The following is a 24,072-nucleotide window of genomic DNA, read 5'->3' as shown; positions in this document are numbered from 1 at the left end:
CCGCCGCCTACTTACTGCTGCTGGACGAAACCGTTACTGCTGCTGGGCGGAACCGTTACTGCTGCTGGGCGGAACCGTTACTGCTGCTGGATGAACCGGTCGAAGTTCGGCTGCTTGTCGAGCACGCCGTACTTCTGGGCGAGCGAGGCCAGCGTCTCCATGCTCGCCCGGTCGAGTTCCCAACCGAACTCCGGCAGCCGCACGGAGTCCGCGACGGCGTCCGGCAGTTCGAGGTTGTCCTTGATGGCCTGCCGGACCACCGTCTCGTTGGCGGAGTCCTGCGCCCACTCGAGCGTCTCCTTCATGGCGGCCGAGAAGTCGGCCACCAGGTCGGCGTCGGACTCCTGGAGCTTGGTGGTGGTGATGGCGGTGAGGGTGGCCAGACCCGGCACGACCGCCTGGTACGGCTCGACCACGAGGGCGTCACCGCGGCTCTTCAGCTGGGTGACGAACGGCTCCGGAACCCAGGCGGCCTCGATGTTGCCGGCTTCGAGTTGGGCCGGCACGTCCGGGAACGCGACCTCGACGAACTCGATGGCCTTCGGGTCGCCACCGTCCTGCTCGACCGCCGCCATGATGGTGACGTCGCCAGCGGCGCCGAGGCTGTTGACGGCCACCTTGCGCCCGGCCAGCTGGGCCGGCCGGGTGATGCCCGACTTGGCCGACGCGACCACGGCGTTGATGTCGTCGCCGTCGGCGTAGGACGACGCGTAGTTGCCGACGATCACCACGCCCAGGTCCTGCACGTCGGCCCGGAACACGCCGAACGGCTGACCGATCGCGAAGTCGATGTCACCGTTGATCAGGGCCGGGATGGCCTGCGCGCCACCCTGGGCCGGCAGCACCTCCACCTGGAGTCCATGCTTCTCGAAGACGCCCGCCTTGATCCCGCCCCACAACGCGGCGGTCTCGGTGATGGGTAGCGCCGCGACGCGGACCTGGCGAAGCTCGCCGCTGGTCTCGTCGGACGGCGTGGCGTCCGAATCCGTACATCCGGTGAGGGCGATCGCGACGGCGGCGATCAGCCCGACGGTGGTGACCTTCTTCATAGAGACAGGCCCTTCCTGGGCGGGGATGGGTGGAGTGCAGCTAAACCGGGCAGATGGGGCGAGAAACTGCAGGTGTGGTGCGCTTCACGTTTGGGCGGGCGCGCCGCCGTGTTGGCCATGCTCAGCCACCGCGCCAGGAATGTCAAGAAAAATCTGACGACCGTCATGGATTAGTTGAATGATTGTGCCCGGACAGCGATGCACACGGGCGCGACCCGTCCCGGCCACCACGGCCGGAGACGGGTCGCGCCCGGTCGGACCAGCGGTCAGCTCCGCAGGCTCCACTGCTGGTTCGCGCCACCGTGACAGGTCCACAGGTGCAGCTTGGAGCCGTTGCCAGTCGCGGCGCCGCTGACGTCGAGGCAGAGCCCGGACTGGGCGCCGGTGATCGTACCGTTGGCGTTCAGGTTCCACTGCTGGTTGGCTTGGCCGTTGCAGTCCCAGATTACCGCCAGGGTTCCGTTGCTGGTGCCCTGCCCCGAGGCGTCCAGGCACTTGTTGCCGTACACCATGAGCTGCCTGCCGGCGGTGTGGGTCCACCGCTGGTTGGTCCCGCCGTGGCAGTCCCAGATCTGGGCCTGGGTGCCGTTGGTGGTGCTCCAGTTCCCGATCTCCGCGCAGCGGCCCGACTGCCCACCCACGAGCTGGACGTTCTGCCGGACCTGCTGGTCACCGTTGCGAACGCCGGCGGCGGCCATCACCGCCTGCGCGCCCGCCGGCCAGTTGCCGCCGGAGACGGTGACGTTGTTGTTGACGACGTTGCCGCGGTCACCGTTCGTCACGTTCGTACTGTTGTTGGTGGACCAGTTGTTCGTGACGGTGAAGTTGCCCATGTTCTCGGCGAACCAGTAGTTGGCGGTGGCCCAGGTCCCGGTCGCGGAGAAGACGTTGCTGCGGGCGGTCCAGTAGCGCGAGCCCTCGTCGAAGTAGACGCCGAAATAGCCGTTGGTACGCAGGCAGTAGTTGTCGCTGATCAACCCGCCCTGGTTGGCCGAGAGGGTGTAGATGCAGCCGCCGTCGTTCATCTGCTGCATGACGTCGTGCACGTAGTTGCCGATGAGCCGGTTGTTCGACGCGGTCGTCGGCGTCGAGTAGCGCGGCTGGTAGTTGTAGAGGCCCCGCCCGGCGTAGTGCTCGCTGCCGCCGGCGTCGTTCGCGCCCCAGCCGTACCCCATGGACATGCCCGTGTACGGCATGTTGTAGACCTCGTTGTGGGAGATGGTGGCGTTCGTGACGTAGGTGGTCAGCACCGAGACGATGCCCCGGTGGTCGACCCCCAGGTCGTGCAGGCGGTTGTCGCTGATGGTGATGTCGCGGTTCACCATGCGCTGGTCGCTCGGGTGATGGGCGTCCGCCCGGACCCCACCGATGACGATGCCGTTCGACGAGTTGCGGGCGATCTCGGAGCGGCTGACGGTGATGTTGCTGGCCCCCAGACCGACGCCGCTGGCGTGGGCGTTCGCGTCGTTGCCGATGCCGATGGCCGTCTGTCCGAGGTTGACGAACCGGGAATCGGTGAAGGTGATGTTGTTGGCTGCCGAGACCTGCACCGCGGCGGGCGACTGGTTCCAGTGCGGTCGGGCCGCCTCGAACTGCGGGCAGCCGTTGTGGCAGGACGAGAAGGCCGGCCAGCTCCAGTTGCCGGTGATGTAGGCGCCGGTCTGCTGGTCGACGTAGCCCTGGTTGCTGCTGGGCCCGAGCCAGCTCGTGCCGGTGAAGGTGATGCCGCTGAAGGTGAGGTGGTGTGCCGGGGCGTCGTAGCTGCCTCCGACGTTCACCAGCGACTGCAGCGTCGGCAGCTCGACGCTGACGCTGCTCATGTTCTGCCCGGGCAGTGGGATGTAGGACAGGGCGCCGGTGGTGGGATTCAGATGCCACTCCCCCGCGGCGTCGAGGAACTCGTACGCGTTCGACAGGTAGAGCGGTCCCGCCCGGTGCGGGCTGGTGAAGGTGTCGTACCCGAAGTTGTTGTTGTTCCAGGCCGGCTGTTGCATCGTGATCAGGTTGCCGCTGATGCTCTGCACCGGGGAGTAACGGTCGGTGAACGATCCGACGCTCTCCATCTCGATCCGGTTCTGGTCCGCCAGGTTGTTGAGGTAGGACAGCGCCCCGTTGCTGAACCGCATGCCGGTGCTGCTGGCCGTGAAGTCGGCCCGGTTCACCTGGGTACGCGCCCGGGTGGCGAGGGCGCCGTCGACGTAGAGCTGGCGGGTGTTCGTCCCGGCGCCGACGTTGGCGCGCCAGATGTTGCGCGCGGCGTCGACGAGCGACCAGCCGGTGACCGCGCGCGCCCCGCTGATGACCGGAGTCGCCGACGCGGCATTCCGCCACACCACCCGGTGGCCGTTGGTGCCGGAGTCGGCCGCGGTCAGCCGCAGCGGCGCGGAGAGCCGGTACACGCCCCCGGCGAGTTCGACGACGATGTCGTCGGACATGCCGCTGGTGCGGGGCCGCACCGCAGCCTGGGCGGCGGTGAGTGAACACGGCTGGGCCGCCGAGCAGTCGGCGCCGGTGCCGGTGGGCGATGCGTAGAGGGTGGTGACGGCGGCGCGGGCTGGGGCGGCGGGAGCCACCAGGGCGGCGGCAGCGGCCACCGCCGCGGCAGCCGCGGTGGCCAACGCCTGCCGGCGCCCCGAGGACGGTACGGACACGGACGGTCTCCTCACGTGACGGTGTGGGCGGGAAGGGCTCCGAGGCGGTGGGAACCTCCCCGGCCGCGCCAGGTGGGATGGGCGCGGGCCGGACGGACGGTGGCAGCGGCGGTCGGCTACGGCCCGTACGTCGCGACGGACCGCCTCCGTTGCCCGGATCGCTGCCCTCCGGCGGGTGGCGCGCGGGTCGACCCGAGAACCCGGTCATCATACGTCATACATCTGTAGGGGTCAATTGTCCGCCCGGCGTCCGGAGGCCTTGACGAACGGGATGTTATCGCTCACAGTCGATGCACCGCGGGACCAGTTCAACGGCTTACCGGGCAGGCCGGGTCAGCGGTCACCGTTCGCTGCCTGGGGAACCACCATGCGAGTCCGCCAGTTGCCAGCCGTCCGGGCGTCCACAGGCGAGCAGCGACCACCACCGCACCCAGGGACCAGGTATGAAGCCCAAGAGCGCACTGCTGGCCGTCGCGCTGGCAACGATCCTGGCGACGGCGACCACCGCTGCCACCATCCCCGCCCCGGCGGCTGCCGCGTCGCTGACGCAGGTGACCAACTTCGGCGCCAACCCGACAAACCTGCAGATGCACCTCTACGTGCCGGACAGCTGAGCAGGCTGGTGATGCGGCAGACGGCGCGGCTACCGCCGCAGGCGGACCGGATCGCCCACTCCGGCGCGGCGCACCAACCATGCCTCGGTGATGTGGGTGAACACCGCCTCGGCGGCGCCCTCCGGGTCACGGGCCGCGATGCGCTCGTAGACCCGCCGGTGTCCACGGTTGGATGCCACGCAGAGTGCCCGTTCGGTCCGGCCCATGTACCGGGCGGTGTTGACGACCTGGCTCTCCAGCGCCCGGACCACACCGCGGGCGATCCGGTTCCCGGAGGCCTGCATGATCACGTCGTGGAAGGCCCGGTCGTGCTCGTGGTAGGCGACGTGGTCGTCCACGAGCTCGTCCATCCGGTCGACGAGCGCCCGCAGCCGGTCGAGTGTCTCCTGATCGGCCAGTCGGGCGGCGACGTTCGCCATGTCGGACTCCAGGACCCGGCGGGTGACGACGAGATCGTCGAGGATCGCCAGGCTGTCGTCCTCGACGATGGTCGCCGCCAGCACGAGCTCGTCGAGCATGTCCCACCGCGAGGGCGGGTTGACCAGGGTGCCGGTGCCCTGGCGGACCTGCACCAGACCCTTTTCCTGGAGGATCTTCACCGCCTCCCGGACGACGGTCCGGCTCACCGAGAAGGTCCCGCACAGAATCGGCTCGGGCGGCAGGGGGGTGCCGGGCGGATGCACTCCGCGCACGATGCGTTCCACCAGCTCCGCGGTGACCGCTCTGGCCAGATTCGCCGGCCGCTGCGTCCAGGCCGGAGGCACGGAGGTCTCCTGTGATGCCGCCATTCTTCCCTCCGGATGACCGCGAAGTGGTGCCACGACGCCCGCCAAGTGTACGCGGCATGTTATTGACGTCACACGTCATACGAGTTACGTTCTCGTTCGCGCGAGCATCGTCCGGCCGGTTCGACCCGGCCACGCCCAACCGGAGGTGAGCACCGATGAAGCAGCGGGTAGCGTGGTCCGTCGTCCTGGTCGCGGGACTGGCCCTGACTGGCTGTGGGAGCGCCACAGGATCTGATCCGTCGGACCAGGGTTCCGACGGCAAGCTGGTGGTCTGGGACTGGAAGTCCGGAGAGCCCACCGCGGCGCGGTATATCGAGAAGGCGAAGGCCGACTTCGCCGAGAAGCACCCGAACGTGACGGTCGAGTTCGTGGCGCAGCCGTTCGACCAGTACTACACCCTGCTGGGCACCGCCATCCAGGCCGGCAAGGGACCCGACGTCATCCTCTTCAACGGCGGCGGCCAGATCCGCGACCGGGTGGACTCACTCGTCCCGCTGGACGAGTACCTGGCCGCCGACCGGGACCGGCTGGCCGGCTGGGACGCCTTCACCAAGGAGGACAAGATCTACGCCGGCCCGGTGACCCTGCAGGGCCATCCGATCTACTACAACCGGACGATCTACGAACAGGCCGGCCTGGATCCGACCAGCCCGGCCACCACCTGGGACGAGTTCCTCGCCGACTGTGCCGCCATCGCCGAGAAGACCGACGCGAACTGCATCGCACTGGGCAACAAGGAGGGCATCGGCATTGAGTTCTGGCTCTCCGGCCTCGCGTCGGGAATCCTCACCACCGCCGAGTACGACGACTGGATCGCCGGGAAGCGGGACTGGACCTCACCGAACGTCAAACGGATCTTCCAGTTGTGGAAGGAGGCCGGGGACGCGGGCCTGAACAACGACGGGGCGAACTCGACCGCCATGTTCAACGACGCCTTCGCGCTCTTCCAGTCCGGGAAGGCCGCGCACATCATCGGTCTGATGTCCGACGTCGGCCACTGGAAGGACTTCGGCGAGTTCCTGCCCGCCGAGCAGCTCGGCGTGATGAACGCCCCGGTGGTCACCGCCGGTACCACGCCGAGCCTGCCGTACGACGGCGGAATCGGGTACGGGGTCGCCAACTGGACGAAGGACCCGAAGGTGGCCGCCGACCTGGTGCGCTCGCTGACCTCCACCGAGGCGCTCACCGCGTTCTACGCCGACGCCGGCGCGATCGCCGCCGACACCACGATCGACGTGTCGCAGGGCGGTCCGGCGGTGGCCACGCTTGTCGCCGGGCTCAGGACCGGTCGACCCGCACTGCACGTCGCGCTCCCCTCGGCCGCGGTGGATCTGATGCGCCGGCTCTCCCAGCAGCTGCTCAGCGGCTCCATCACGGTCGACGAGGTCGTCAAGCAGATGGCCGCCGCCGACCAGCCGGGCTGACCGATGCCGATCCGAGCATCGACCTCCCCGGTCGGCCCGGCCGCAGCCGGCCGGGCCGACCGGGTGGCGCCCGTCCGGCGCGGCGGCACCCAACCCCGGCCCCGGCGGCGGTCCCGGGGGTCACGGTCGGAGCGGCTCGCGCCCTTCGTGCTGGTGGCCCCGGCAATCCTGATCATCGTGGGGTTGCGGCTGTGGCCGCTCCTGCTCGGGATCAACTTCTCCTTCACCGGTGACGGCGACCGCAACGGCATCGCCGTCGGCCTCGACAACTACCGCCACCTCTTCGACGACCCGCTGTTTCTGCAGGCGCTACGGAACGTGGGGCTGCTCGTCCTGCTGCTTCCGGTGGCGGTGGCGATCCCCGGGCTGCTCGCGACCTTCATCTACCTGCGGGTGCCCGGCAACCGGATCTACCGCAGCGTCTACTTCTTCCCGGCGGTGCTCTCCCCGGTCATCGTCGGGGCGATCTTCAACCTGCTGCTGGCCTTCGACGGTCCGGTCAACACCGTGCTCGGCACGGTCGGACTGGGCCCGGTCGACTGGCTCGGCGACCCGGACGTGGCGATGTTCGCGGTGGTCGGCGTACACATCTGGGCCACCTTCGGGATGGCGCTGGTGGTGTTCCTCGCCGGCTTCGCGACGCTGGACGCCGGGCTGCTCGACGCCGCCCGGGTGGACGGGGCGTCACTGCCCCGGACCATTTGGCACGTGATCGTGCCCGGCCTCACCCGGACCATCCAGTTCGTCTTCGTGACCACCATGATCGGGATGCTGACCTCGATGTTCGGTCTGCTCTACGTGATGACGAGCGGCGGCCCGGAGGGCTCGACGTACCTGCCGGAGTACTACGTCTGGATCCAACAGGGGCAGATGAACCGGCCGGCGCTCGCCTCGGCCGCGTCGACGGTGCTCTTCCTCATCATGCTGGTCGTCGGCCTGCTGCAGATCAGTCTGCTCCGCCGGTCGGGAAGGGTGGACTGATGTCGGGCGTACGGGTGGGCAGGTGGCTGGTCGCGGTCCCGATGGCGCTGCTCGCGCTGGCGACGGTCTATCCGCTCCTGTTCACCGCCAACGTCGCCATGAAGACCCGGCGGGAGTACATCCTGGACCGGTTCTCCCTCGCGGACGCCTTCCGGTGGGAGAACATCGCCACCGCCTGGACCAGCGTGGGGATGGGGCGGTACTTCGCCAACTCGCTGATCGTGGTGACCTCGGCGGTGCTGCTGCTGCTCCTGCTCGGCTCGATGGCGGGCTTCGCGCTGAGCCAGCTCCGGTTCCGGGGCTCCTCGGTGCTCTTCCTGGCCTGCCTCGCGGGGCTCTTCGTCCCGTTCCAGGTGATCATGGTGCCGCTGACCCGGATCATGGCCGACACGTCCCTCATCGACACCTACCCGGGCCTGGTCCTGGCCTACGTCGCGCAGTTCCTGCCCTTCACCGTCTTCCTGATGACGAGCTACTACCGGACCATCCCGGTGGAGATCGTCGACGCGGCCAGGATCGACGGCAACAGCGTGTACGGCGTCTACCGGCGGATCATGTTGCCGCTGGGCGCTCCGGCGCTGCTGTCGGTCGGCATCCTCAACGCCCTGTTCTGCTGGAACGACGTGCTCATCGCGCTGCTCATGATGCCGTCTGCCGAACACCGCACGCTGATGGTCGGGGTCACCTCGTTGCGCGGCCAGTACTCGGCGGACATCCCGACCTTCGCCTCCGGGGTGCTGATCGCCGCGGTTCCCGTTCTGCTGGTCTACCTGTTTCTCCAGCGGCAGATCGCCGACGGCGTCGCCGCCGGTTCCACGAAGGGCTGACATGCGGATCACCGGATACCGAACGTTCGACACGATCCAGGAGTGGGGGCGGCCGGTCGGCGACGCCAACGGGGTGTTCGCCGACGGGGTGACCTCCGTCCCGATCGTCATCGTCGACACCGACGAGGGGATCAGTGGGATCGGGTTGGGATCGCACGTGGAGATCGAAAGGATCTTTCCGGCCATCGACGGGGAGGATCCGCGGGCGGTGCCGGCCCTCTACGACCGGATGCTGCGGCAGACCTTCAAGACCGGGCACGCCGGCCCGGTGTTCGGGACCATCGGCGCGCTCGACACCGCGCTCTGGGACATCAAGGCCAAGCTCGCGGGTGAGCCGCTCTGGCGGCTGCTCGGCGGACGGGACCGGCGGGTGGCGGCGTACGCCTCCGGGCTGGACATCCGCCTGACCGACGACGAACTGGTCTCGGAGTACGAGGTCTATGCCCGGCACGGGCTGCGGGCCGCGAAGCTCAAGGGCGGGCTGGACATCGAGCGGGACCGGCACCGGTTGTGCCTGGTTCGGGACGTGCTCGCCGCCGCGCACGGCCCGCGGCCCGGCCTGATGCTCGACGTGAACGAGGCCTGGACCCGCAAGCAGGCCGTCCGGCACGTCTGCGAACTGGAGCGCACCCTCGACCTGACCTGGATCGAGGAACCCGTCCGGCGGTGGGACGCCGAAGGGCTGGCCGCTGTCGGCCGGGGGGTGCGGACCTCCGTCGCCACCGGGGAGAACCTGACCGGTCTGGAGCAGTACCGCCCGCTGATCGCCGCGGGCGCGGTCGACGTCGTGCAGATGGCCGCCGTCTGGGGCGTCACCCACTTCCTGCGGGTGGCCGCCCTGGCGCACGCCCACGACCTGCCGGTCAGCCCGGTCGGCAACAGTCCGGTCGGTCTACTGCACGCCGCGACCTCCGTGCCGAACCATCTGGTCAGTGAGCTGCAGGACCTGATCCCGCCGGCCGGCATCCGGGTCGACCACCGGGTCGAGGAGGGCGCCTTCGTGCTCGGTGACGCACCGGGCCTGGGGGTCAGCATCGACGAGAGCGCGATCCGGTCGCCCGCCGACCGGTCTCGGATGGCGACCGCCGAGAGCCCCAACGTGCGTCCCGAGTGGGCCGGCCGACGGCTGTTGACCACGACCGACGGCGCCCCGCTGGACCCGCGACCCGGCGTCGACGGCCGGCCCGCGCTGCGGATCGAGTCCCGGAACGAGGTGTCGCCGATCGCCCCGCGCTGACCCCGGCCGGCAGGCCACCACCATCCATCGAAGTTTGGCATTATGTTGACGGTCGTCACTGACCTGTCTAAGGTGATTGATAAATGCCTATCGATGGAGGGTGCTCGTGAGAAGAACCAGAGCGGTGCTGGCCGGGTTGGTCAGTGCCCTGTTCCTCGCGGTCGGCGGCATTGCCCTGTCGTCGCCGGCGTCGGCGGCGTCGTTGGTCGAGGTGACGAACTTCGGTAACAATCCGGGTGGCATGCGGATGCACATCTACGTGCCGGACAACCGGCCCGCCAGCCCGGCGATCGTGGTGGCGATGCACGGCTGCGGCGGTTCGGGTCCCGGTTTCTACTCCGGTAGTGAGTTCGCGTCGCTGTCCAACCAGTACGGGTTCATCGTCATCTACCCGTCCGCGATGCAGGAGGCCGGTTTCGGTAGGTGCTTCGACACCTGGTCGGCCGCGTCGAAGCGTCGGGGTGGGGGTAGTGACCCGGTCTCGATCGAATCCATGATCAACTACGCGCGGCAGCAACACAACGGCGACATCAACCGCGTCTACGCCACCGGCAGCTCATCCGGCGGCATGATGACCCAACACATGCTCGCCGTCTACCCCGACCTGTTCCAGGCCGGCGCCTCCTTCATGGGCGTGCCGTTCAACTGCTTCGCCAGCGCCGCCGACTACCCGCCCGGCGGCTCCTGCACCAACGGCAGCATGAACCGCACCCCCCAGCAGTGGGGCGACCTCGTCCGCCAGGCCTACCCCGGCTACACCGGCCGCCGGCCACCCATCCAACTCTGGCACGGCACCAACGACACCCTCGTCCCGTACTCCCTGCTGCAGGAATCCGTCGAGCAGTGGACCAACGTCCACGGCCTGAGCCAGACCCCCACCTCCACCGACACACCCCAGGCCAACTGGAACCGCCGCCGCTTCGGCACCCAGGTCGAGGCATACGCCATCCAAGGCGCCGGACACAGCCTGCCCTCCACCGGCATGGCCCGCGCCGCCATCGGGTTCTTCGGCCTCGACCGCACCCAGCCCACCACCCCACCACCCACCACCCCACCACCCACCACACCGCCGCCCACCACCCCACCGCCGACCACACCGCCGCCGACGACCCCACCGCCGACCACGCCGCCGCCGGGCACGTCCACCTGTCGCGTCGCGTACACGGCCAACAGCTGGGGCAACGGCTTCACCGCCAGCGTGACGGTCACCAACACCGGTAGCAGCACGATCAACGGCTGGACGGTCCAGTGGAGCTGGCCGGGCAACCAGCAGGTCACCAACGCCTGGAACGCGACGATCAGTCAGAGCGGCAACCAGGCGACCGCCCGCAACGTCAGCTACAACCCCACCATCGGTGCGAACCAGAGCATCAACTTCGGTTTCCAGGGCACCTACAGCGGAACCAACAGCACTCCAGCACAGTTCAGCCTCAACGGCGCAACCTGCAGCTGAGGCGATGCCGCCGGCAACCGGGAGCCACCGGCCGCATCCGGAGCCCGGACCAGTGTCCGCACTGGTCCGGGCTCCGCAGTGCGTGGGCTCCGCAGTGCGCGGCCCCCACCAGGCGGGCCGGGCCGGTGCCCGGTGGCGCCGCGAATCCGGTCAGACTTTCATCCAGTGCAAGCCCCGGTCCCCACCGCGGGCGTACACCGGGATCATTCGAACCGACGCCAGTCCACCCGATGAGGAGGTTCGCCGGCATGGTGTTCGCGCGTAACCAGTGGTATGTCGCGGCGTACGGCAACGAGGTCGGGCGGGACCTGCTCGCCCGGACCGTGCTGGGCGAGCCGCTGGTCCTGTACCGCACCGAGTCGGGGGCTGCGGTGGCACTGGCCGACCGGTGCGTGCACCGGCGCTACCCGCTCTCCGAGAGCCAACTGGTCGGCGACGCGATCGTCTGTGGCTACCACGGATTCACCTACGACCCGACCGGCGCGTGCATCGCCGTACCCGGTCAGCAGCGCATCCCGCGCACCGCGCGGGTCGCCTCCTACCCGGTCGTCGAACAGGATTCCTTCGTCTGGGTGTGGATCGGCGAGCGCGACCGGGCCGATCCGGCCACCATCCCCCGGGCACCGTGGCTGACCGACCCGCGCTACGCGGTCGTCCGCGGCATGGCTCCCCTCAACGCCCGGTACGGCCTGCTGGTGGACAACCTGATGGACCTGTCCCACGAGACCTACCTGCACGGCGGCTACATCGGCACCCCCGAGGTGGCGGAGACCCCGATCGTCACCGAGGTGGACGACGAGAAGGGCATCGTCTACGTCAGCCGACACATCGACGATGCCGAGTGCCCCCCGTTCTACGCGAGGTCGACCGGCATCCAGGGCCGCATCACCCGCTGGCAGGACATCGAGTACCACCCGCCCTGCCTGTACCTGCTGCACAGCCGGATCGCCCCGCAGGGCCACTACCCGCCGGCGGAGGGTCCGGACGACGGGGCCTTCCACGCCGAGATCGTGTACGCCATCACGCCGGCGACCGAGAACACCACGTACGACTTCTGGGCGGTGGCGCGCGACTTCGCGATCGAGGACGAGTCGGTGAGCGAGTACCTGCACCAGAGCAACCACACCGTGGTGATGCAGGACGTCACGGCGTTGGACATCCTGGAGAAGGTGATCGCCGCCGAACCGGAGCGGTACCAGGAGCTGAGCATCAACATCGACACCGGGGGGTTGGCCGCCAGACGCCTGCTCGGCCGGCTGGTGGGTACCGGGACGGTGGAGGCGACCCGGTGAACCCGCGGGCCGGCGATCCAACCGGCAGCCGGCTCTACCGGATCCAGTGGGTGCCGGGCACGGACACCCTGCGCGGCGTCTGTCACTGCGGCGCCGAACGCACCGCGGAGGAGCCGGTGGAGCTCTGGGAGTGGCTGCTCGCCCACCCGCGCGACCACCGGACGCCCGAGCGGCTCCGCGAGGTCCCCGACCCACCGGCCCGGATCGAGGTGCCGGTGTGACCGGCGACGACCCGACCGGTAGGCAGCTGGTGGTCGCCGACCGGGCGGAGGTGGCCGACGGCGTCGTGGTGTTGACGCTGCGCCCGGCCGACGGTGCGGCGGCCCCCGCCTGGACCCCCGGCGCCCACGTCGACCTGGAGCTCGGCGCCGGCCTGGTGCGTCAGTACTCGCTCTGCGGTGACCCGGCCGACCGGTCCGGGCTGCAGGTGGCGGTCCGGCACGACCCGGTCGGTCGCGGCGGCTCCCGGTTCGTGCACGAGCGGCTCACCCGCGGCGCCACGGTCCGGATACGGGGTCCCCGGAACAACTTCGAGCTGCTCCCCGCGCGGCGGTACCTCTTCATCGCCGGCGGCATCGGCATCACCCCGATCAAACCGATGATCGCGGCCGCCGACGCCGCCGGCGCCGACTGGCGGCTGGTGTACGGGGCCCGCACCCGCGCCGCGATGGCGTTCGCGACCGCGCTGCGGGCCAGCCACGGTGACCGGGTGAGCCTGCACCCGCAGGACGAGACCGGGCTGCTCGACCTGGCCCCGCTGTTGTCCGGGCCGCCGGACGGGCTCGTCTACTGCTGCGGCCCCGAGCAACTGATCAAGGCGGTGGAGGAGCACTGCCTGCAGTGGCCACCCGGTGTGCTGCACGTCGAGCGCTTCACCCCGGTGGCTGGGGACGCCGACGCCGGGAGCGCCATCGAGGTGGAACTCGCGCTCTCCGGTCGGACCCTTACCGTGCCGCCGGGCACCCCGATCCTCACCGCCGTCGAGGAGGCCGGCGTCCAGGTGCTCTCCTCCTGCCGGGAGGGCACCTGCGGCACCTGCGAGACGACCGTGCTCGACGGGGTGCCGGACCACCGCGACAGCCTGCTCACCGAGGAGGAACGGGCCGCGGGCGACACGATGATGATCTGCGTCTCCCGGTCTCGCACTCCCCGGCTCGTGCTGGACCTGTAGCCGGCGGAGGCGACGGCGATGATGATGGCAGGGTGCGTACGCCATCCGGCCGATCGGTCACCAGCAAGGTGCTGGCGCTGCTCGACGCCTTCACCCCGACCGAGCCGACGCTGACCCTCACCGAGCTGGCGCGGCGGGCCGGGCTGTCGCTGCCCACCGCCTACCGTCGAGCGGCCGAGCTGGTCGCGTGGGGTGCGCTGGAACGCGGTGCCGACGGGCGGTACCGCGTCGGCCTGCGGCTGTGGGAGGTGGGTTCGCTCGCCCCCCGCGGACTGGGGCTGCGGGAACTCGCGCTGCCGATCATGGAGGACCTCTACGAGGTGACCCATGAGAACGTCCAGCTCGCCGTCCGGGAGAACCTGGAACTGGTCTTCATCGAACGCATCGCCGGCCGGCACGCGGTGCCGGTGCTCACCCGGGTCGGTGGCCGCTTCGCGCTGCACGCCACCGGGGTCGGCCTGGTGCTGCTCGCCTTCGCGCCGGCCGAGGTTCAGGAACAGGTGCTGGCGGCGCCGCTGGAGCGGTACACCGAGCGGACCGTCGTCGATCCCCGACGGTTGCGCCGGATCCTCGCCGACGTCCGCCGTGTCGGCTACGCGACGAGCGACCGGCAGGTGACGATGGACGCCCTCTCGGTCGCGGCGCCGATCCGTGGCCCGAGCGACACCGTGCTGGCGGCGATCTCGCTCGTCGTCGCCCACGACCGGGCGGACCCGGTGGCACTGGCGCCGCTGGTGCAGGCCGCCGGCCGGGCGATCTCCCGGGCCCTGGGCCCCTCGTTCGGGCCGGCTGGTTGAGCCGATGGCAGCCGGCCGACCGGCTGTCGGCACCGTCCGGCGGGCGGCGGACCGCCGCCGGCGCTGCCGCCCCGCCCCCACCCGCCGGCTCATCGCCTGGGGCGGAGTCCCAGCTCGGGTCGGTAACGCACCGGGATCGGGTCGGTGAGTTCGCCGACGAACGTCCCGCCGGCGTCGTGGTCGATGAACCCGATCATGCTCCAGCCGCCGTCCAGGTCGCGGAGCAGGCGCGGGGCGTACAGAGCGGGGTGCGGGAACGGCCGGGCATCGGCGACGTCCCAGGGGCCGGTGACACCCTTCCCGGGCGCCGTCCAGACCCGGTGGTCGCCCCGGCCGTTCTCTCCGGCCACCGCGTTGGTGCAGAAGAGCAGGAGCGGCTGGTCGTCGATGACGACCACCTGCGGCACCTCGAGATGGCCGAAGTCGGCCGGCGTGGACAGCGGGGGGCGCACCCGCCAGTTGACCAGATCGTCGGAGGTGGCGTGGCCGACGACCCCGCGCCGGTCGGCGGCACCGTGGTTGGCCCGGGCCGTGAGGAGCATGTGCCAGCCGTCGCCGGCCGGGTCGGGGAAGACCCACGGATCGCGCCAGGCCTGCTCGTACCAGGCGTCCGGGTCGAGCAGTTCGTACCAGGTGGGGTCCGCCTCGACCAGCGGTCGGGTGCCGTGCCGGTGCCAGCTGACCAGGTCGTCGGAGACGGCCAGCCCGACGCGCTGGACCAGCCCTCGCTCGGCGCGGCTGACGCCGGTGTAGAACAGGTACCACCGGCCGTCCGGTCCTCGTACCGTGCTGCCGGTCCAGGTGGCGAGGTCGTCCCAGGCCGGGCCGTCGGCGGGGACCAGCGCGTCGGCCACCAGTCGCCAGGATCGCAGGTCGGTGGAGACCGCGTGGCCGATCGCGGCGCGGTGGTGGCGTCGGTGCGGGTCGAGCAGCGCCCGGGAGGCACGCAGGAAGAACGCGTGCCAGAGGTCGTCGTCGTCCCGTACGTACCAGCTGTCCCACACCCAGTGGTCCGGTAGCCGCAGCATGCGGTGAAACCTAGCAGTGAATCGGTTTAGCGCAAAGCTCGGGAAAACTCGGCTCAGGTGGCCGGCGGCCCGATCGACCGGCGCCGGCGCAGCGGCATCGGGACCCGGTGCGCCGCGGTGGGCTGCCCGTCGAGCAGGATCTCCACCGCTCGCTGCCCCATCTGCTCGTGCGGGAGGGCCGCGGTGAACAGGCCGGGCCGCAGCCAGCTGGCGATCGGATCGTCGTCGAACGAGACGACCGACATGTCCGTCGGGATGGCCAGCCCGGCGTCGGCGAGCGCCTGGTAGGCACCGAATGCCAGCCGGTCGTTCATGCAGATCACCGCGGTCGGCGGCGCGGGCCGGCGCAGGATGGTCCGCATCGCGGTGTAGCCGTACTCCGGCAGCCACTCCGCGCAGAACGCCTCGGCGTACAGCTTCACCCCGGCGCCGGCCAGCGCCTGCCGGATGCCCCGCAGCCGCGCCTCGGCCGCCAGCGAGACCTCCGGGTCGCGCTCCTTGAGGCGGTTGCGGCCGATCAGCGCGATCCGCTCCCGGTGCCCCTGCTTGAGCAGCGCCTCGGTCACCGCCCGGCCGGCCAGCTCGTCGTCCGGCAGCACGCACGGCAGGCTGTCCTGGCTGGTGGCGTTGAGCAGCACCACCGGGCCGCCCAGCAGCGCCGTCGGCACGGTCAGCCGGCGGGTGGCCATGGCGGCGTAGATGACCCCGTCGACCCGGCGGTCGAGGATGGCCTCGATCGCGTACCGTTCGAACGCCGCGTCGCCCTGGGTCTCGGTGATGAGCAGCACGTGGTCCCGTTCCCGGGCGGCGTCGAGCGCGCCCCGGATCAGCCCACCGGCGAACCGGGTGGTCGCCACGATGTCAGACACGAAGGCGATGGTCGCGGTCTTGCGGGTACGCAGGCTCCGGGCCGCGACGTTGGGCCGGTAGCCCAGCTCCTCGGCGGCGGCGAAGACCCGCTGGTGGGCCTCGACCGAGAGCCGGGTGCCCTCCCGGCCGTTGAGCACCATCGAGGCGGCGGTCTTGGACAGGCCGGCGCGCCGGGCGACGTCCGCGAGGGTCGCCCGTCGCACCTCTGGTCCCGTCGATGCCGTGTCGCTGTCCAAGGATTCCTCCGCCGGTCAGGTTGTCATCATGATGCGACGCCCGCGCGAGCCGGCCGGCAGCGGGCTACCCGGCCCGGCGTGAACAAGCCGTTTCCGGGTCGTTGCCAACTGGTCCTTGACACCGACGAGCCCTGCGCATCATGCTCTGCTAAATCAGTTTAGCTAGGTTCCCGCTCAAGCCAGCCGGCCGCCACGAGGACCCCCGTCGCGGCCGGGCCGGCCCTCGACCGGCGACGGCCGGGGGCGCGGACTACGGGCGTAGTCGCTGACTATCGACTGCCAGGTACCGTTTTTTCAGGTGAAGAATCGAGGAGTCCGGAAAAATGCGGAGAAACGTACGGAGAAGCCACTCTAGCCGACCGCTGGCGATGGCGGCACCACTGCTGGCAGCCGCCCTCGCGATCGGCGCCTGCCAGGCCCCGGGCTCCGACCCGGCGACCTCCACCGACAACGACACCGACGTCAGCACCGAACTCGGCACCGACCCCATCACGCTCGAGATGTACGCGGAGACCGGTTTCCCCCTCGCCAAGGCGCTCGCCGACGAGTTCACCAAGCAGCACCCGAACGTCACGTTCAACGTGCGCGAGGACCAGTTCACGGTCATCGTGGAGAACGCCCCCCGGGTCCTGGCCAGCGACAACTCGCCCGACATCATCCGGCTCCCCACCATGGTCGACCTGGTCAAGGACGGCCTGCTGAAGAACCTCGACCCCTACTACGAGGCGCACGGCTGGGACGCCTTCCCCGCCTCCCAGCTCGAACAGCTGCGGATCGCCGAGGGCGGCCGGCCGCGCGGCACCGGATCGCTGTACGGGCTCGGGCTCGGTTACAGCGTCACCGGCGTGTTCTACAACAAGACCCTGGCGTCTCGGGTCGGGATGACCGAGCCACCGGCGACCGTCGCCGAGTTCGAGGAGCTGCTCGCGGCGGCCAAGACGGCCGGCGTGCCCCCGATCATGCAGTTCAACAAGGACACGGCCGGCATCAACTTCCCGCTGCAGGCCCTGCAGAACCAGTTCGGGGACCCGCAGCAGATCGCGGACTGGATCTTCCAGAAGGAAGGTGCCACCTTCGACACCCCGGCCGCGCTGAAGGCCGCGGAGACCATCGAGCGGTGGGCCAAGGCGGGTTACTTCCCGGCCGACGCCAACGCGATCGACTACACCACGATGATGGGCAAGTTCCAGGACGACGGCGGGCTGTTCATGTTCAACGGGGACTGGGAGTCCGGCAACCTGGGCAAGTCGATGGCGGACGAGGTGGGCTTCTTCCTCTTCCCGCCGGAGACCGCGGGCGGCAAGCACGTCGCGATGTCCGCGCCCAACACCTTCGGCATCGGTGCCAAGGCCAAGAACCCCGACGCCGCGGCCTTCTTCCTGAACTGGGCACACACCAACGAGAAGGCGCGGGAGATCGCGGTCCAGATCGGCGGCTCCAGCCCCGGCGGTCCGTCCGACCTCAACGTCCCCGTCCCCGCCGAGGGGACGGTGCTGGCCGAGACGCTCGCCGCGAGCCAGCAACTGGCGGCGGAGAACGGCGCGGTGGACTTCACCGCGAACGCCACCGGCTCGATCTTCGCCTCGGCCATCACACCGGAGCTGCAGAAGCTGATCGCCGGCCAGCAGACCCCGCAGGGTTACGTACAGGCGGTCCAGGCCGAGTACGAGAAGGAACTGTCTCGATGACCCGAAGCACCACCGGCGGCGCCTCCTCCGCGTCACCCGGGCGGGTCCACCGGAACCGGTGGGCCCGCCCGGGCCGGTGGGGCGGCTGGCTCTACGTGCTGCCCGCGCTGGCGATGTACGCCGTCTTCGTGGTGCGCCCCCTGACCCTGACGTTCCAGTACTCGCTCTACGACTGGAACGGCATCGGCGTGGCCCGCTGGGCGGGCTTCGACAACTACGTCACGGTGGTCACCGATCCCGACCTGCTGAAGATCATCTCGAACGCCTTCGTGCTGATCGTCTTCTTCAGCTTCATTCCGGTCGGGATCGGGCTGCTGGTCGCGAGCCTGGTGCGGCGGATGGCCGGCGGACCCTTCGGCACCGTCGTCCGTACCATTCTCTTCCTGCCCCAGGTCATCCCGCTGGTGGCCGCCGGCATCGCGTGGAGCTGGCTGCTCTCCTCGACCGGGCTGGTCAACCAGACACTCGACGTGATCGGCCTCGGCGGGCTCGCCCGGCCCTGGCTGGGCGACTTCGGCACCGCCCTGCCGGCGGTCGGGGTGATCGGCGCCTGGGTCTCGCTCGGGCTCTGCACCATCCTGCTGATCACCGGCATGAGCAAGATCGATCCGAGCCTCTACGAGGCGGCCCGGATCGACGGCGCCGGGCCGGTCCGGGAGTTTCTCGCGGTCACCCTGCCCGGCCTGCGCCGGGAGATCGGGGTCTGCCTCACGGTGACCGTGATCGCCGCACTGGCGAGCTTCGACATCGTCTACATCTCGACGAGTGGCGGTCCCGGGCTGCAGACCACCGTTCCAGGACTGGAGATCTACCGGCTCGCCTTCGCCCAGCGTCAGGTCGGGCTCGCCTCGGCGCTGGCCGTGGTCCTGATGCTGCTGGTGCTGATCTGCGTACTGCCGATCCAGCGGCTGACCCGGGAGGAGAAGGCATGAGGCTCGGCCGCAACGAGCAGCTGACCGGGCAGATCTTCCTGGTCGCCCTCATTCTCGTCACCCTGCTGCCGTTCGTGAGCATGCTCTCGGCCGCGCTGCAGCCCCGGGGCACGGTCCCCACCGGGCTGACCTGGCCGTCGGATCCACAGTGGGGGAACTTCGCCGACGCCTTCACCGTGGCCAACATGGGGGCGCTGCTGCGGTCCAGCGTGCTGATCGTCGCCGGCGTGGTGCCGTTCGCCGTGGTCATCGCGACGATGGCCGGCTTCGGCCTGGGCCACCTCAAGGTCCCCGGCCACCGGATCGCCTTCCTGCTCTTCCTGCTCGGCCTGACCATGCCCTTCGAGGCGGTGATCACCCCGATCTACTACCAGATCCAGGGCATGGGCCTGCTCAACACCCGGTGGGCGATCATCCTGCCGCTGATCGGGCTCTACATGCCGTTCGGCGTGTTCTGGATGCGCACCCACTTCGTCAACGTGCCGCCGGAGCTCTCCGAGGCCGCCCGGGTCGACGGCAGCAGCACCTGGCAGCTCTTCTGCCGGATCCACCTGCCGCTGGCCCGCCCCGCGATCGCGTCGTTGACGATCCTGCTCTTCCTCTGGACCTGGAACCAGTTCCTGCTCGCCATCGTGCTCGTGGACGACGGCACCAAGCGGACCATGGCCGGCGCCCTCGGCGCCTTCCAGGGGCAGTGGGGCACCGATCAGGTGCTGCTCTGTGCCGGCGCACTGCTTATCCTGACGCCCAGCCTGCTCGTGTTCCTCATCTTCCAGCGCCAGTTCATCAAGGCCCTGCTGCAGGGGTCCGTGAAGGGATAGCCGTGCCAACCGAGACAACGGTCCAGGGCGACGTCGACGAGGGCTTCGGACCGGTCGCCGACATCTTCCGGGACAACTTCGCGTCCCGTGGCGAGGTCGGCGCCGCCGTCGTCGTCTACCACGACGGCCGCCGGGTGGTGGACCTGTACGGCGGGGTGGCGGACCCGCGTAGCGGCCGGCCCTGGACCCGGCAGACCCCCGCCGTCGTCTTCTCGTGCACCAAGGGTCTGCTGGCGATCTGCGGGTACCTGCTGGTCCAGCAGGGTCGGCTCGACCTCGACGCGCCGGTCACCCGGTACTGGCCGGAGTTCGGGCGGGCGGGCAAGGACGGCATCCCGGTGCGCGCGCTGTTCACCCACCGCGCCGGTCTGCCGGCCCTGGACCGGCCCTTCACCCGGGCCGAGGTGATCGCCTGGGACCCGGTCATCGAGGCGATCGAGGCGCAGGCCCCGCTCTGGGAACCGGGGACGGCCCACAGCTACCACGCGCTCACCTACGGCTGGCTCGTCGGTGAGCTGATCCGCCGGGTCACCGGGGTGCCGCCGGGCGAGTTCTTCCGCACCGCGCTCGGTGATCCGCTCGGTCTGCGTACCTGGATCGGGTTGCCGGCCGCGGAGCGGGACGGCGTCGCCTGGACGCTGGCACCGCCCGGCACGGCGCAGCCGTACCCCGACTCGGTGAGCGAGAGATCGCTGACGATGGGCGGTGCCTTCGACTTCCCGGCCGACAGCGACGGCCTGGTCAGCTTCAACGATCCCGCCATCCAGGCGGCCGGGGTGCCCGGCGCCGGCGGGGTCAGCTCGGCGGACGGGCTCGCCCGCGGGTACGCGGCCTGCGTGTCGGAAACGGTCGGCCCGCGGCTGCTCACCGCCGCCTCGGTGGACGACGCGGTGGTGATCAGGTCCCAGGGCCAGCAGCGGTTCGGATGGCCCGACGCCGGCCAGCGGTGGGGCACCGGCTTCCTGCTCGGCTCGCCGCGGGTGCGGCCGATGCTGGGCGAGCGCAGTTTCGGCCACGACGGCGCCGGTGGCCATCTCGCCTTCGCCGACGACAGCTACCGGGTCGGCTTCGGCTACGTGATCAACCAGATGGGCGGGCCCGAGGACGACCGGGCGAACCGGCTCACCGCCGCGCTGCGCGGCTGCCTGGACTGACCGCGAACGGCCTGAACCAAACCCGGGCGGCCGCCGTCAGCTCCGGGCGGCCGCGGCCGCCCGGGTTTCGCGATCATTTCCAGTCTGTGTCTTGACATAGGTGATCATGCCGCGCATGCTCCCTGCTAAATCAGTTTAGCGCCGTCTCGGGATGACACCGGCAGCGACTGTCCGGGCCAGGACGGCATGCCTGCGCGGAAGGAAAGCTTGGATGGCTCCTCGTAAGAGAACGGTCGCGTTGATCGCGGCGGCCCTGGTGCTGGTCTCGTCCAGCACGGCGTACGGGGCACACGAACGGGCCGGTGGACCCGGTGCCGGCGGCGGCGTACGGAGCATCACGCCGATCACCGAGGTCTACACCTACGGGCAGAAGGTCGCCGCGGTCGCGGTCGAGTACGCCGACACCGTCAACCCGCACACCCTCGACCGGCGGACGTTCACCGTCTCCGACACCATCTACAACTTCCGCTTCAACCCCATCGAGGACCTGCCCAAGATGGCGGAGCGGACCGTCACCCGGGTCTACACCAACAGCGGACCGACCACCCGGGCCGACCACCGATCGGTACGCGGCCGGTTCGTCATCGTCGAACTCGACCCGGCCGACACCGGCGGCTGGACGGTCATCGTCTCGAAGTGCCCCACCTTCCTCTGCACCGTCAAGGTGAACCCGGACCTGCCGACCACCATCGTGCAGCGCAAGGACGTGCACGCCCAGCCGGGACGGGGCAAGGGGAAGGGACCGGTGCTCGCCAAGGCGGCGCCCCACCGCACCCTCCGGATGACCGAGGAACCGGTCAACCTGATGGTCGACCAGTTCACCTACGGTTCCTTCCTGAGCGGCGGGATGGTGCTGCCCTACCACTACCACCTGCCCAAGAACTACGACCCGCGCCGGAAGTACCCGCTGATGGTCGTCCTGCCCGGCCACGGCATGGGCTGGGACGGCGACAACACCGGCGTCCAGATCGCCGCCGACATCCCCGCCACGGCCTGGCTGCAGCCGCAGTGGACCGGCAGCCGCGAGGACGTCATCGTGCTGGCCCCGCAGAACCAGCGGGTCGGCGCCGTCGCCGAGACGGACCTGCTGGTCAAGATGATGGACCAGTTCGTCAAGGACTTCGCGGTCGACACCGACCGGGTCTACGGGACCACCGTCTCCTACGGGTCGCAGCTGCTGTGGCAGGCGTTCGCCGCGCGGCCGGGCCTGTTCACCGCCGGGTTGGTGACCGGCGGCTTCCAGGTCGGCGCCGCGCAGGCCACCGCGATCGCCGCGGCCGGGACCCCGGTCTGGATCACCCACGGCGTCAACGACCACCTGCTCAACATCTCGCTGGCCCGCAACTCCCGGCAGGCGCTGCAGGACGCCCACCGGGCGGCCGGCAGGACCCCGGAGCAGATCGCCGACCTGGTCCGCTACACCGAGTACGGCAACGAGGCGTTCACCCTCCCCGACTACCACGCCGCCTACGGCCCGACCTACGCCGACCGCGACATCCTGCGCTGGCTGCTGGGCCAGCGCTGATCCGCACGGGCCCCGCGCATTGCGATGCGCGGGGCCCGGTGGCTGTCAACACCACCCCGAAAAGGTAAGGCTTACCTTCGCCATAGGCCACAACAAAGTGCAGCCTTACCTTTCTTTCGAACCTCCAGCCGCGAATTCACAGTTCTTCCGCCACCCCGGAAATCCGCTCTGAGCAGCCATAACTCCGCTGAGGTGAGGGTGCGACCTCGCAGAGAAAGGTGTAGGCGGACGGTTTTGTGGATATTCTTGGACCCGATCGCGCTTCGGTCGATCCGGGTAGGGAAACAGCGAGTGGAGGAACCATGAAGACTCTTTTGCAGATGCCCGCCGTCCGTGAATGCGCCGCCGTGGCGTGCAGCTTCAACGACGGTGGCTGCCACGCCCCGGCCGTGACCGTCGCGGCGGCCGGCGAGGCCGCCTCCTGCGCCACGTTCGTCGAGTCGTCGGTGCGCGGGGGCATCGCGGAGATCACCGGCAGCGTCGGCGCGTGCGCCCGCACCGACTGCACCTACAACACGAACCTGGCCTGTACGGCGCAGTCCGTCCAGGTCGGCCCGGGCGCCACGGTCAGCGACTGCCTGACCTACCAGCCGGCCTGATCAAGCGTCATACCCTACCTCCGGCCTCCCTCCGGCCCGGTCCGCTTGAATAAGGCAAGCCTTACCTATTAGGCTCGCCTCAACCGGACCGCGCTGGAAGGAGGCCGGGTGGCATTCGACAGCACACCACCGTCGGCGTTGACCGACGACCGGCCGTCGACCGCGGCGGTCGAGGTGCGTTCCGCCCTCGTGACCTGCACCTCGCTGCGGCTGGGGGTGGCCGACACGGCCACCGACCTGATCGACGCCCACGCCGTACTCCCCGACGGCACGGTCGTTCTCGCCATCGACGCGATGAGCCCGCTCGGCGGGCTGCTCGTCGCCGCCCGGGGCGCCGACGGCGCCGTCCGGCTCGACCTCACCCACCTGGTGCCGGTGCCGGTGCGCGCCCGGGTCCGGGCCCGGGTCCAGGTGACCGGCGGGGTCCGCCGGTTCGACCCGGCGATGCTCGACTCGTGCGACGACGACGCGATCATGGCGCTGCTCGCCCTGCCGCCGGTGGCGCTCTGGGCGGTCGAGCCCGCCGACGTCCGCGTCGAGCGGGACGCAGTCGTCACCGAGATCCCGGTCGCGGCCTACCACGCGGCCCGGCCCGATCCGGTCGCCGCGGTCGAGGCCGCCCAACTGGCCCGCCTGCTCCGGCACGACCGCCACGTCGGAGACCGGTTCGCGGCGCTTGTCGACCCGGACCTGACCGCCACCGGCGCCCGGCTGGTGCCGGTCGCCGTCGACGCGGGCGGACTGACCCTGCGGGCGGAGACGGCGCACCGGCACCACGACATCCGGGTGCCGTTCCGCGTCCGGGTGACCGACGAGGCCACGCTCGACCGGGAGCTGCGGCTGCTGCTGCCCGGCGTCCAGGCCCGCCGGCACGGCGAGAGCTGAAACCGCGGCGACCCGACCGCCGACCACCATCCGTCGAACGCCGACCCGGC

22 protein-coding genes are annotated in these 24,072 nt (G+C 70.2%); 17 read left to right on the top strand and 5 right to left on the bottom strand.

Annotated elements, in window-relative coordinates; translation table 11 throughout:
- Window positions 1-77 precede the first annotated feature (77 nt).
- On the bottom strand, window positions 78-1,049 hold the full coding sequence (locus O7627_RS15740; RefSeq protein ID WP_278094259.1) for an ABC transporter substrate-binding protein: 972 nt from the start codon (window positions 1,047-1,049) through the stop codon (window positions 78-80).
- 266 nt (window positions 1,050-1,315) lie between these two features.
- Window positions 1,316-3,700, bottom strand: coding sequence for a ricin-type beta-trefoil lectin domain protein (locus tag O7627_RS15735; RefSeq protein WP_278094258.1), 2,385 nt, complete (start codon window positions 3,698-3,700; stop codon window positions 1,316-1,318).
- A 443-nt stretch (window positions 3,701-4,143) separates the two neighbouring features.
- On the opposite strand from O7627_RS15735, the gene O7627_RS15730 reads away from it, so the two are divergent.
- Complete coding sequence (locus O7627_RS15730) at window positions 4,144-4,314, top strand: hypothetical protein (RefSeq protein WP_278094257.1); 171 nt, start codon at window positions 4,144-4,146, stop codon at window positions 4,312-4,314.
- Between the two features lie 29 nt (window positions 4,315-4,343).
- On the opposite strand, the gene O7627_RS15725 is transcribed toward O7627_RS15730, so the two are convergent.
- Window positions 4,344-5,078 (bottom strand): FCD domain-containing protein, encoded by a 735-nt coding sequence (locus tag O7627_RS15725; RefSeq protein WP_278094256.1) that lies wholly within the window; start codon window positions 5,076-5,078, stop codon window positions 4,344-4,346.
- Window positions 5,079-5,257: 179 nt separating this feature from the next.
- On the opposite strand from O7627_RS15725, the gene O7627_RS15720 reads away from it, so the two are divergent.
- The 9 genes from O7627_RS15720 to O7627_RS15680 all read left to right on the top strand — a co-directional run bounded on the left by O7627_RS15720 (window position 5,258) and on the right by O7627_RS15680 (window position 14,284).
- Window positions 5,258-6,526 carry an extracellular solute-binding protein gene (locus tag O7627_RS15720; RefSeq protein WP_278094255.1) on the top strand — a complete coding sequence of 423 codons (1,269 nt, stop codon included), beginning with the start codon at window positions 5,258-5,260 and terminating at the stop codon, window positions 6,524-6,526.
- A gap of 3 nt (window positions 6,527-6,529) precedes the next feature.
- A complete protein-coding gene (locus O7627_RS15715) occupies window positions 6,530-7,507 on the top strand; it encodes a sugar ABC transporter permease (RefSeq protein WP_278094254.1) in 978 nt (325 codons plus the stop codon).
- Window positions 7,507-8,334 carry a carbohydrate ABC transporter permease gene (locus tag O7627_RS15710; RefSeq protein WP_278094253.1) on the top strand — a complete coding sequence of 276 codons (828 nt, stop codon included), beginning with the start codon at window positions 7,507-7,509 and terminating at the stop codon, window positions 8,332-8,334. The genes O7627_RS15715 and O7627_RS15710 overlap by 1 nt, the downstream gene beginning before the upstream one ends.
- A gap of 1 nt (window position 8,335) precedes the next feature.
- Window positions 8,336-9,571 carry a mandelate racemase/muconate lactonizing enzyme family protein gene (locus tag O7627_RS15705; protein ID WP_278094252.1) on the top strand — a complete coding sequence of 412 codons (1,236 nt, stop codon included), beginning with the start codon at window positions 8,336-8,338 and terminating at the stop codon, window positions 9,569-9,571.
- A 106-nt stretch (window positions 9,572-9,677) separates the two neighbouring features.
- On the top strand, window positions 9,678-11,024 hold the full coding sequence (locus O7627_RS15700) for a PHB depolymerase family esterase (protein WP_278094251.1): 1,347 nt from the start codon (window positions 9,678-9,680) through the stop codon (window positions 11,022-11,024).
- A gap of 248 nt (window positions 11,025-11,272) precedes the next feature.
- Window positions 11,273-12,316 (top strand): aromatic ring-hydroxylating dioxygenase subunit alpha, encoded by a 1,044-nt coding sequence (locus O7627_RS15695; RefSeq protein WP_278094250.1) that lies wholly within the window; start codon window positions 11,273-11,275, stop codon window positions 12,314-12,316.
- On the top strand, window positions 12,313-12,537 hold the full coding sequence (locus O7627_RS15690) for a hypothetical protein (protein ID WP_278094249.1): 225 nt from the start codon (window positions 12,313-12,315) through the stop codon (window positions 12,535-12,537). Before O7627_RS15695 ends, O7627_RS15690 begins: the two co-directional genes overlap by 4 nt.
- Entirely contained in the window at window positions 12,534-13,487 is a 954-nt protein-coding gene (locus O7627_RS15685; protein WP_278094248.1) for a PDR/VanB family oxidoreductase, read from the top strand. The genes O7627_RS15690 and O7627_RS15685 overlap by 4 nt, the downstream gene beginning before the upstream one ends.
- 32 nt (window positions 13,488-13,519) lie before the next feature.
- Window positions 13,520-14,284 carry an IclR family transcriptional regulator gene (locus tag O7627_RS15680; RefSeq protein WP_278094247.1) on the top strand — a complete coding sequence of 255 codons (765 nt, stop codon included), beginning with the start codon at window positions 13,520-13,522 and terminating at the stop codon, window positions 14,282-14,284.
- Window positions 14,285-14,373: 89 nt separating this feature from the next.
- Here O7627_RS15680 and O7627_RS15675 read toward each other — a convergent pair whose 3' ends face one another.
- Window positions 14,374-15,312 carry a glycosyl hydrolase family 32 gene (locus O7627_RS15675; RefSeq protein ID WP_347404659.1) on the bottom strand — a complete coding sequence of 313 codons (939 nt, stop codon included), beginning with the start codon at window positions 15,310-15,312 and terminating at the stop codon, window positions 14,374-14,376.
- 53 nt (window positions 15,313-15,365) lie between these two features.
- On the bottom strand, window positions 15,366-16,385 hold the full coding sequence (locus O7627_RS15670) for a LacI family DNA-binding transcriptional regulator (RefSeq protein ID WP_278094246.1): 1,020 nt from the start codon (window positions 16,383-16,385) through the stop codon (window positions 15,366-15,368).
- 401 nt (window positions 16,386-16,786) lie between these two features.
- On the opposite strand from O7627_RS15670, the gene O7627_RS15665 reads away from it, so the two are divergent.
- The 7 genes from O7627_RS15665 (at window position 16,787) to O7627_RS15635 (ending at window position 24,022) form a co-directional block, all read left to right on the top strand.
- A complete protein-coding gene (locus O7627_RS15665) occupies window positions 16,787-18,106 on the top strand; it encodes an extracellular solute-binding protein (RefSeq protein ID WP_278094245.1) in 1,320 nt (439 codons plus the stop codon).
- On the top strand, window positions 18,103-19,038 hold the full coding sequence (locus O7627_RS15660) for a sugar ABC transporter permease (RefSeq protein ID WP_278094244.1): 936 nt from the start codon (window positions 18,103-18,105) through the stop codon (window positions 19,036-19,038). Before O7627_RS15665 ends, O7627_RS15660 begins: the two co-directional genes overlap by 4 nt.
- The gene (locus O7627_RS15655; RefSeq protein ID WP_278094243.1) at window positions 19,035-19,859 is read left to right on the top strand and encodes a carbohydrate ABC transporter permease; all 825 of its coding nucleotides are present in this window, start codon (window positions 19,035-19,037) and stop codon (window positions 19,857-19,859) included. The genes O7627_RS15660 and O7627_RS15655 overlap by 4 nt, the downstream gene beginning before the upstream one ends.
- 2 nt (window positions 19,860-19,861) lie before the next feature.
- Window positions 19,862-21,013, top strand: a complete 1,152-nt coding sequence (locus O7627_RS15650; protein WP_278094242.1) for a serine hydrolase domain-containing protein — start codon at window positions 19,862-19,864, stop codon at window positions 21,011-21,013.
- Window positions 21,014-21,224: 211 nt separating this feature from the next.
- Window positions 21,225-22,538 (top strand): hypothetical protein, encoded by a 1,314-nt coding sequence (locus tag O7627_RS15645; protein WP_278094241.1) that lies wholly within the window; start codon window positions 21,225-21,227, stop codon window positions 22,536-22,538.
- A 302-nt stretch (window positions 22,539-22,840) separates the two neighbouring features.
- Window positions 22,841-23,137, top strand: coding sequence for a DUF1540 domain-containing protein (locus O7627_RS15640; protein ID WP_278094240.1), 297 nt, complete (start codon window positions 22,841-22,843; stop codon window positions 23,135-23,137).
- Window positions 23,138-23,245: 108 nt separating this feature from the next.
- On the top strand, window positions 23,246-24,022 hold the full coding sequence (locus tag O7627_RS15635; protein WP_278094239.1) for a DUF2470 domain-containing protein: 777 nt from the start codon (window positions 23,246-23,248) through the stop codon (window positions 24,020-24,022).
- Window positions 24,023-24,072 lie beyond the last annotated feature (50 nt).

It is taken from the genome of Solwaraspora sp. WMMD1047 (assembly GCF_029626155.1).
Lineage (GTDB): Bacteria > Actinomycetota > Actinomycetes > Mycobacteriales > Micromonosporaceae > WMMD1047.
The sequence above is the reverse complement of the archived record's forward strand: the minus strand, read 5'-3'. Positions and strand labels throughout refer to the sequence as shown.

What these genes read in the sequence shown, in the direction of transcription:
- O7627_RS15740 (WP_278094259.1), bottom strand. Translation starts at nt 1,049, where the DNA reads ATGAAGAAGGTCACCACCGTCGGGCTGATCGCCGCCGTCGCGATCGCC.
- O7627_RS15730 (WP_278094257.1), top strand. Translation starts at nt 4,144, where the DNA reads ATGAAGCCCAAGAGCGCACTGCTGGCCGTCGCGCTGGCAACGATCCTG.
- O7627_RS15720 (WP_278094255.1), top strand. Translation starts at nt 5,258, where the DNA reads ATGAAGCAGCGGGTAGCGTGGTCCGTCGTCCTGGTCGCGGGACTGGCC.
- O7627_RS15715 (WP_278094254.1), top strand. Translation starts at nt 6,530, where the DNA reads ATGCCGATCCGAGCATCGACCTCCCCGGTCGGCCCGGCCGCAGCCGGC.
- O7627_RS15710 (WP_278094253.1), top strand. Translation starts at nt 7,507, where the DNA reads ATGTCGGGCGTACGGGTGGGCAGGTGGCTGGTCGCGGTCCCGATGGCG.
- O7627_RS15705 (WP_278094252.1), top strand. Translation starts at nt 8,336, where the DNA reads ATGCGGATCACCGGATACCGAACGTTCGACACGATCCAGGAGTGGGGG.
- O7627_RS15695 (WP_278094250.1), top strand. Translation starts at nt 11,273, where the DNA reads ATGGTGTTCGCGCGTAACCAGTGGTATGTCGCGGCGTACGGCAACGAG.
- O7627_RS15675 (WP_347404659.1), bottom strand. Translation starts at nt 15,312, where the DNA reads ATGCTGCGGCTACCGGACCACTGGGTGTGGGACAGCTGGTACGTACGG.
- O7627_RS15665 (WP_278094245.1), top strand. Translation starts at nt 16,787, where the DNA reads ATGGCGGCACCACTGCTGGCAGCCGCCCTCGCGATCGGCGCCTGCCAG.
- O7627_RS15660 (WP_278094244.1), top strand. Translation starts at nt 18,103, where the DNA reads ATGACCCGAAGCACCACCGGCGGCGCCTCCTCCGCGTCACCCGGGCGG.
- O7627_RS15655 (WP_278094243.1), top strand. Translation starts at nt 19,035, where the DNA reads ATGAGGCTCGGCCGCAACGAGCAGCTGACCGGGCAGATCTTCCTGGTC.
- O7627_RS15645 (WP_278094241.1), top strand. Translation starts at nt 21,225, where the DNA reads ATGGCTCCTCGTAAGAGAACGGTCGCGTTGATCGCGGCGGCCCTGGTG.
- O7627_RS15640 (WP_278094240.1), top strand. Translation starts at nt 22,841, where the DNA reads ATGAAGACTCTTTTGCAGATGCCCGCCGTCCGTGAATGCGCCGCCGTG.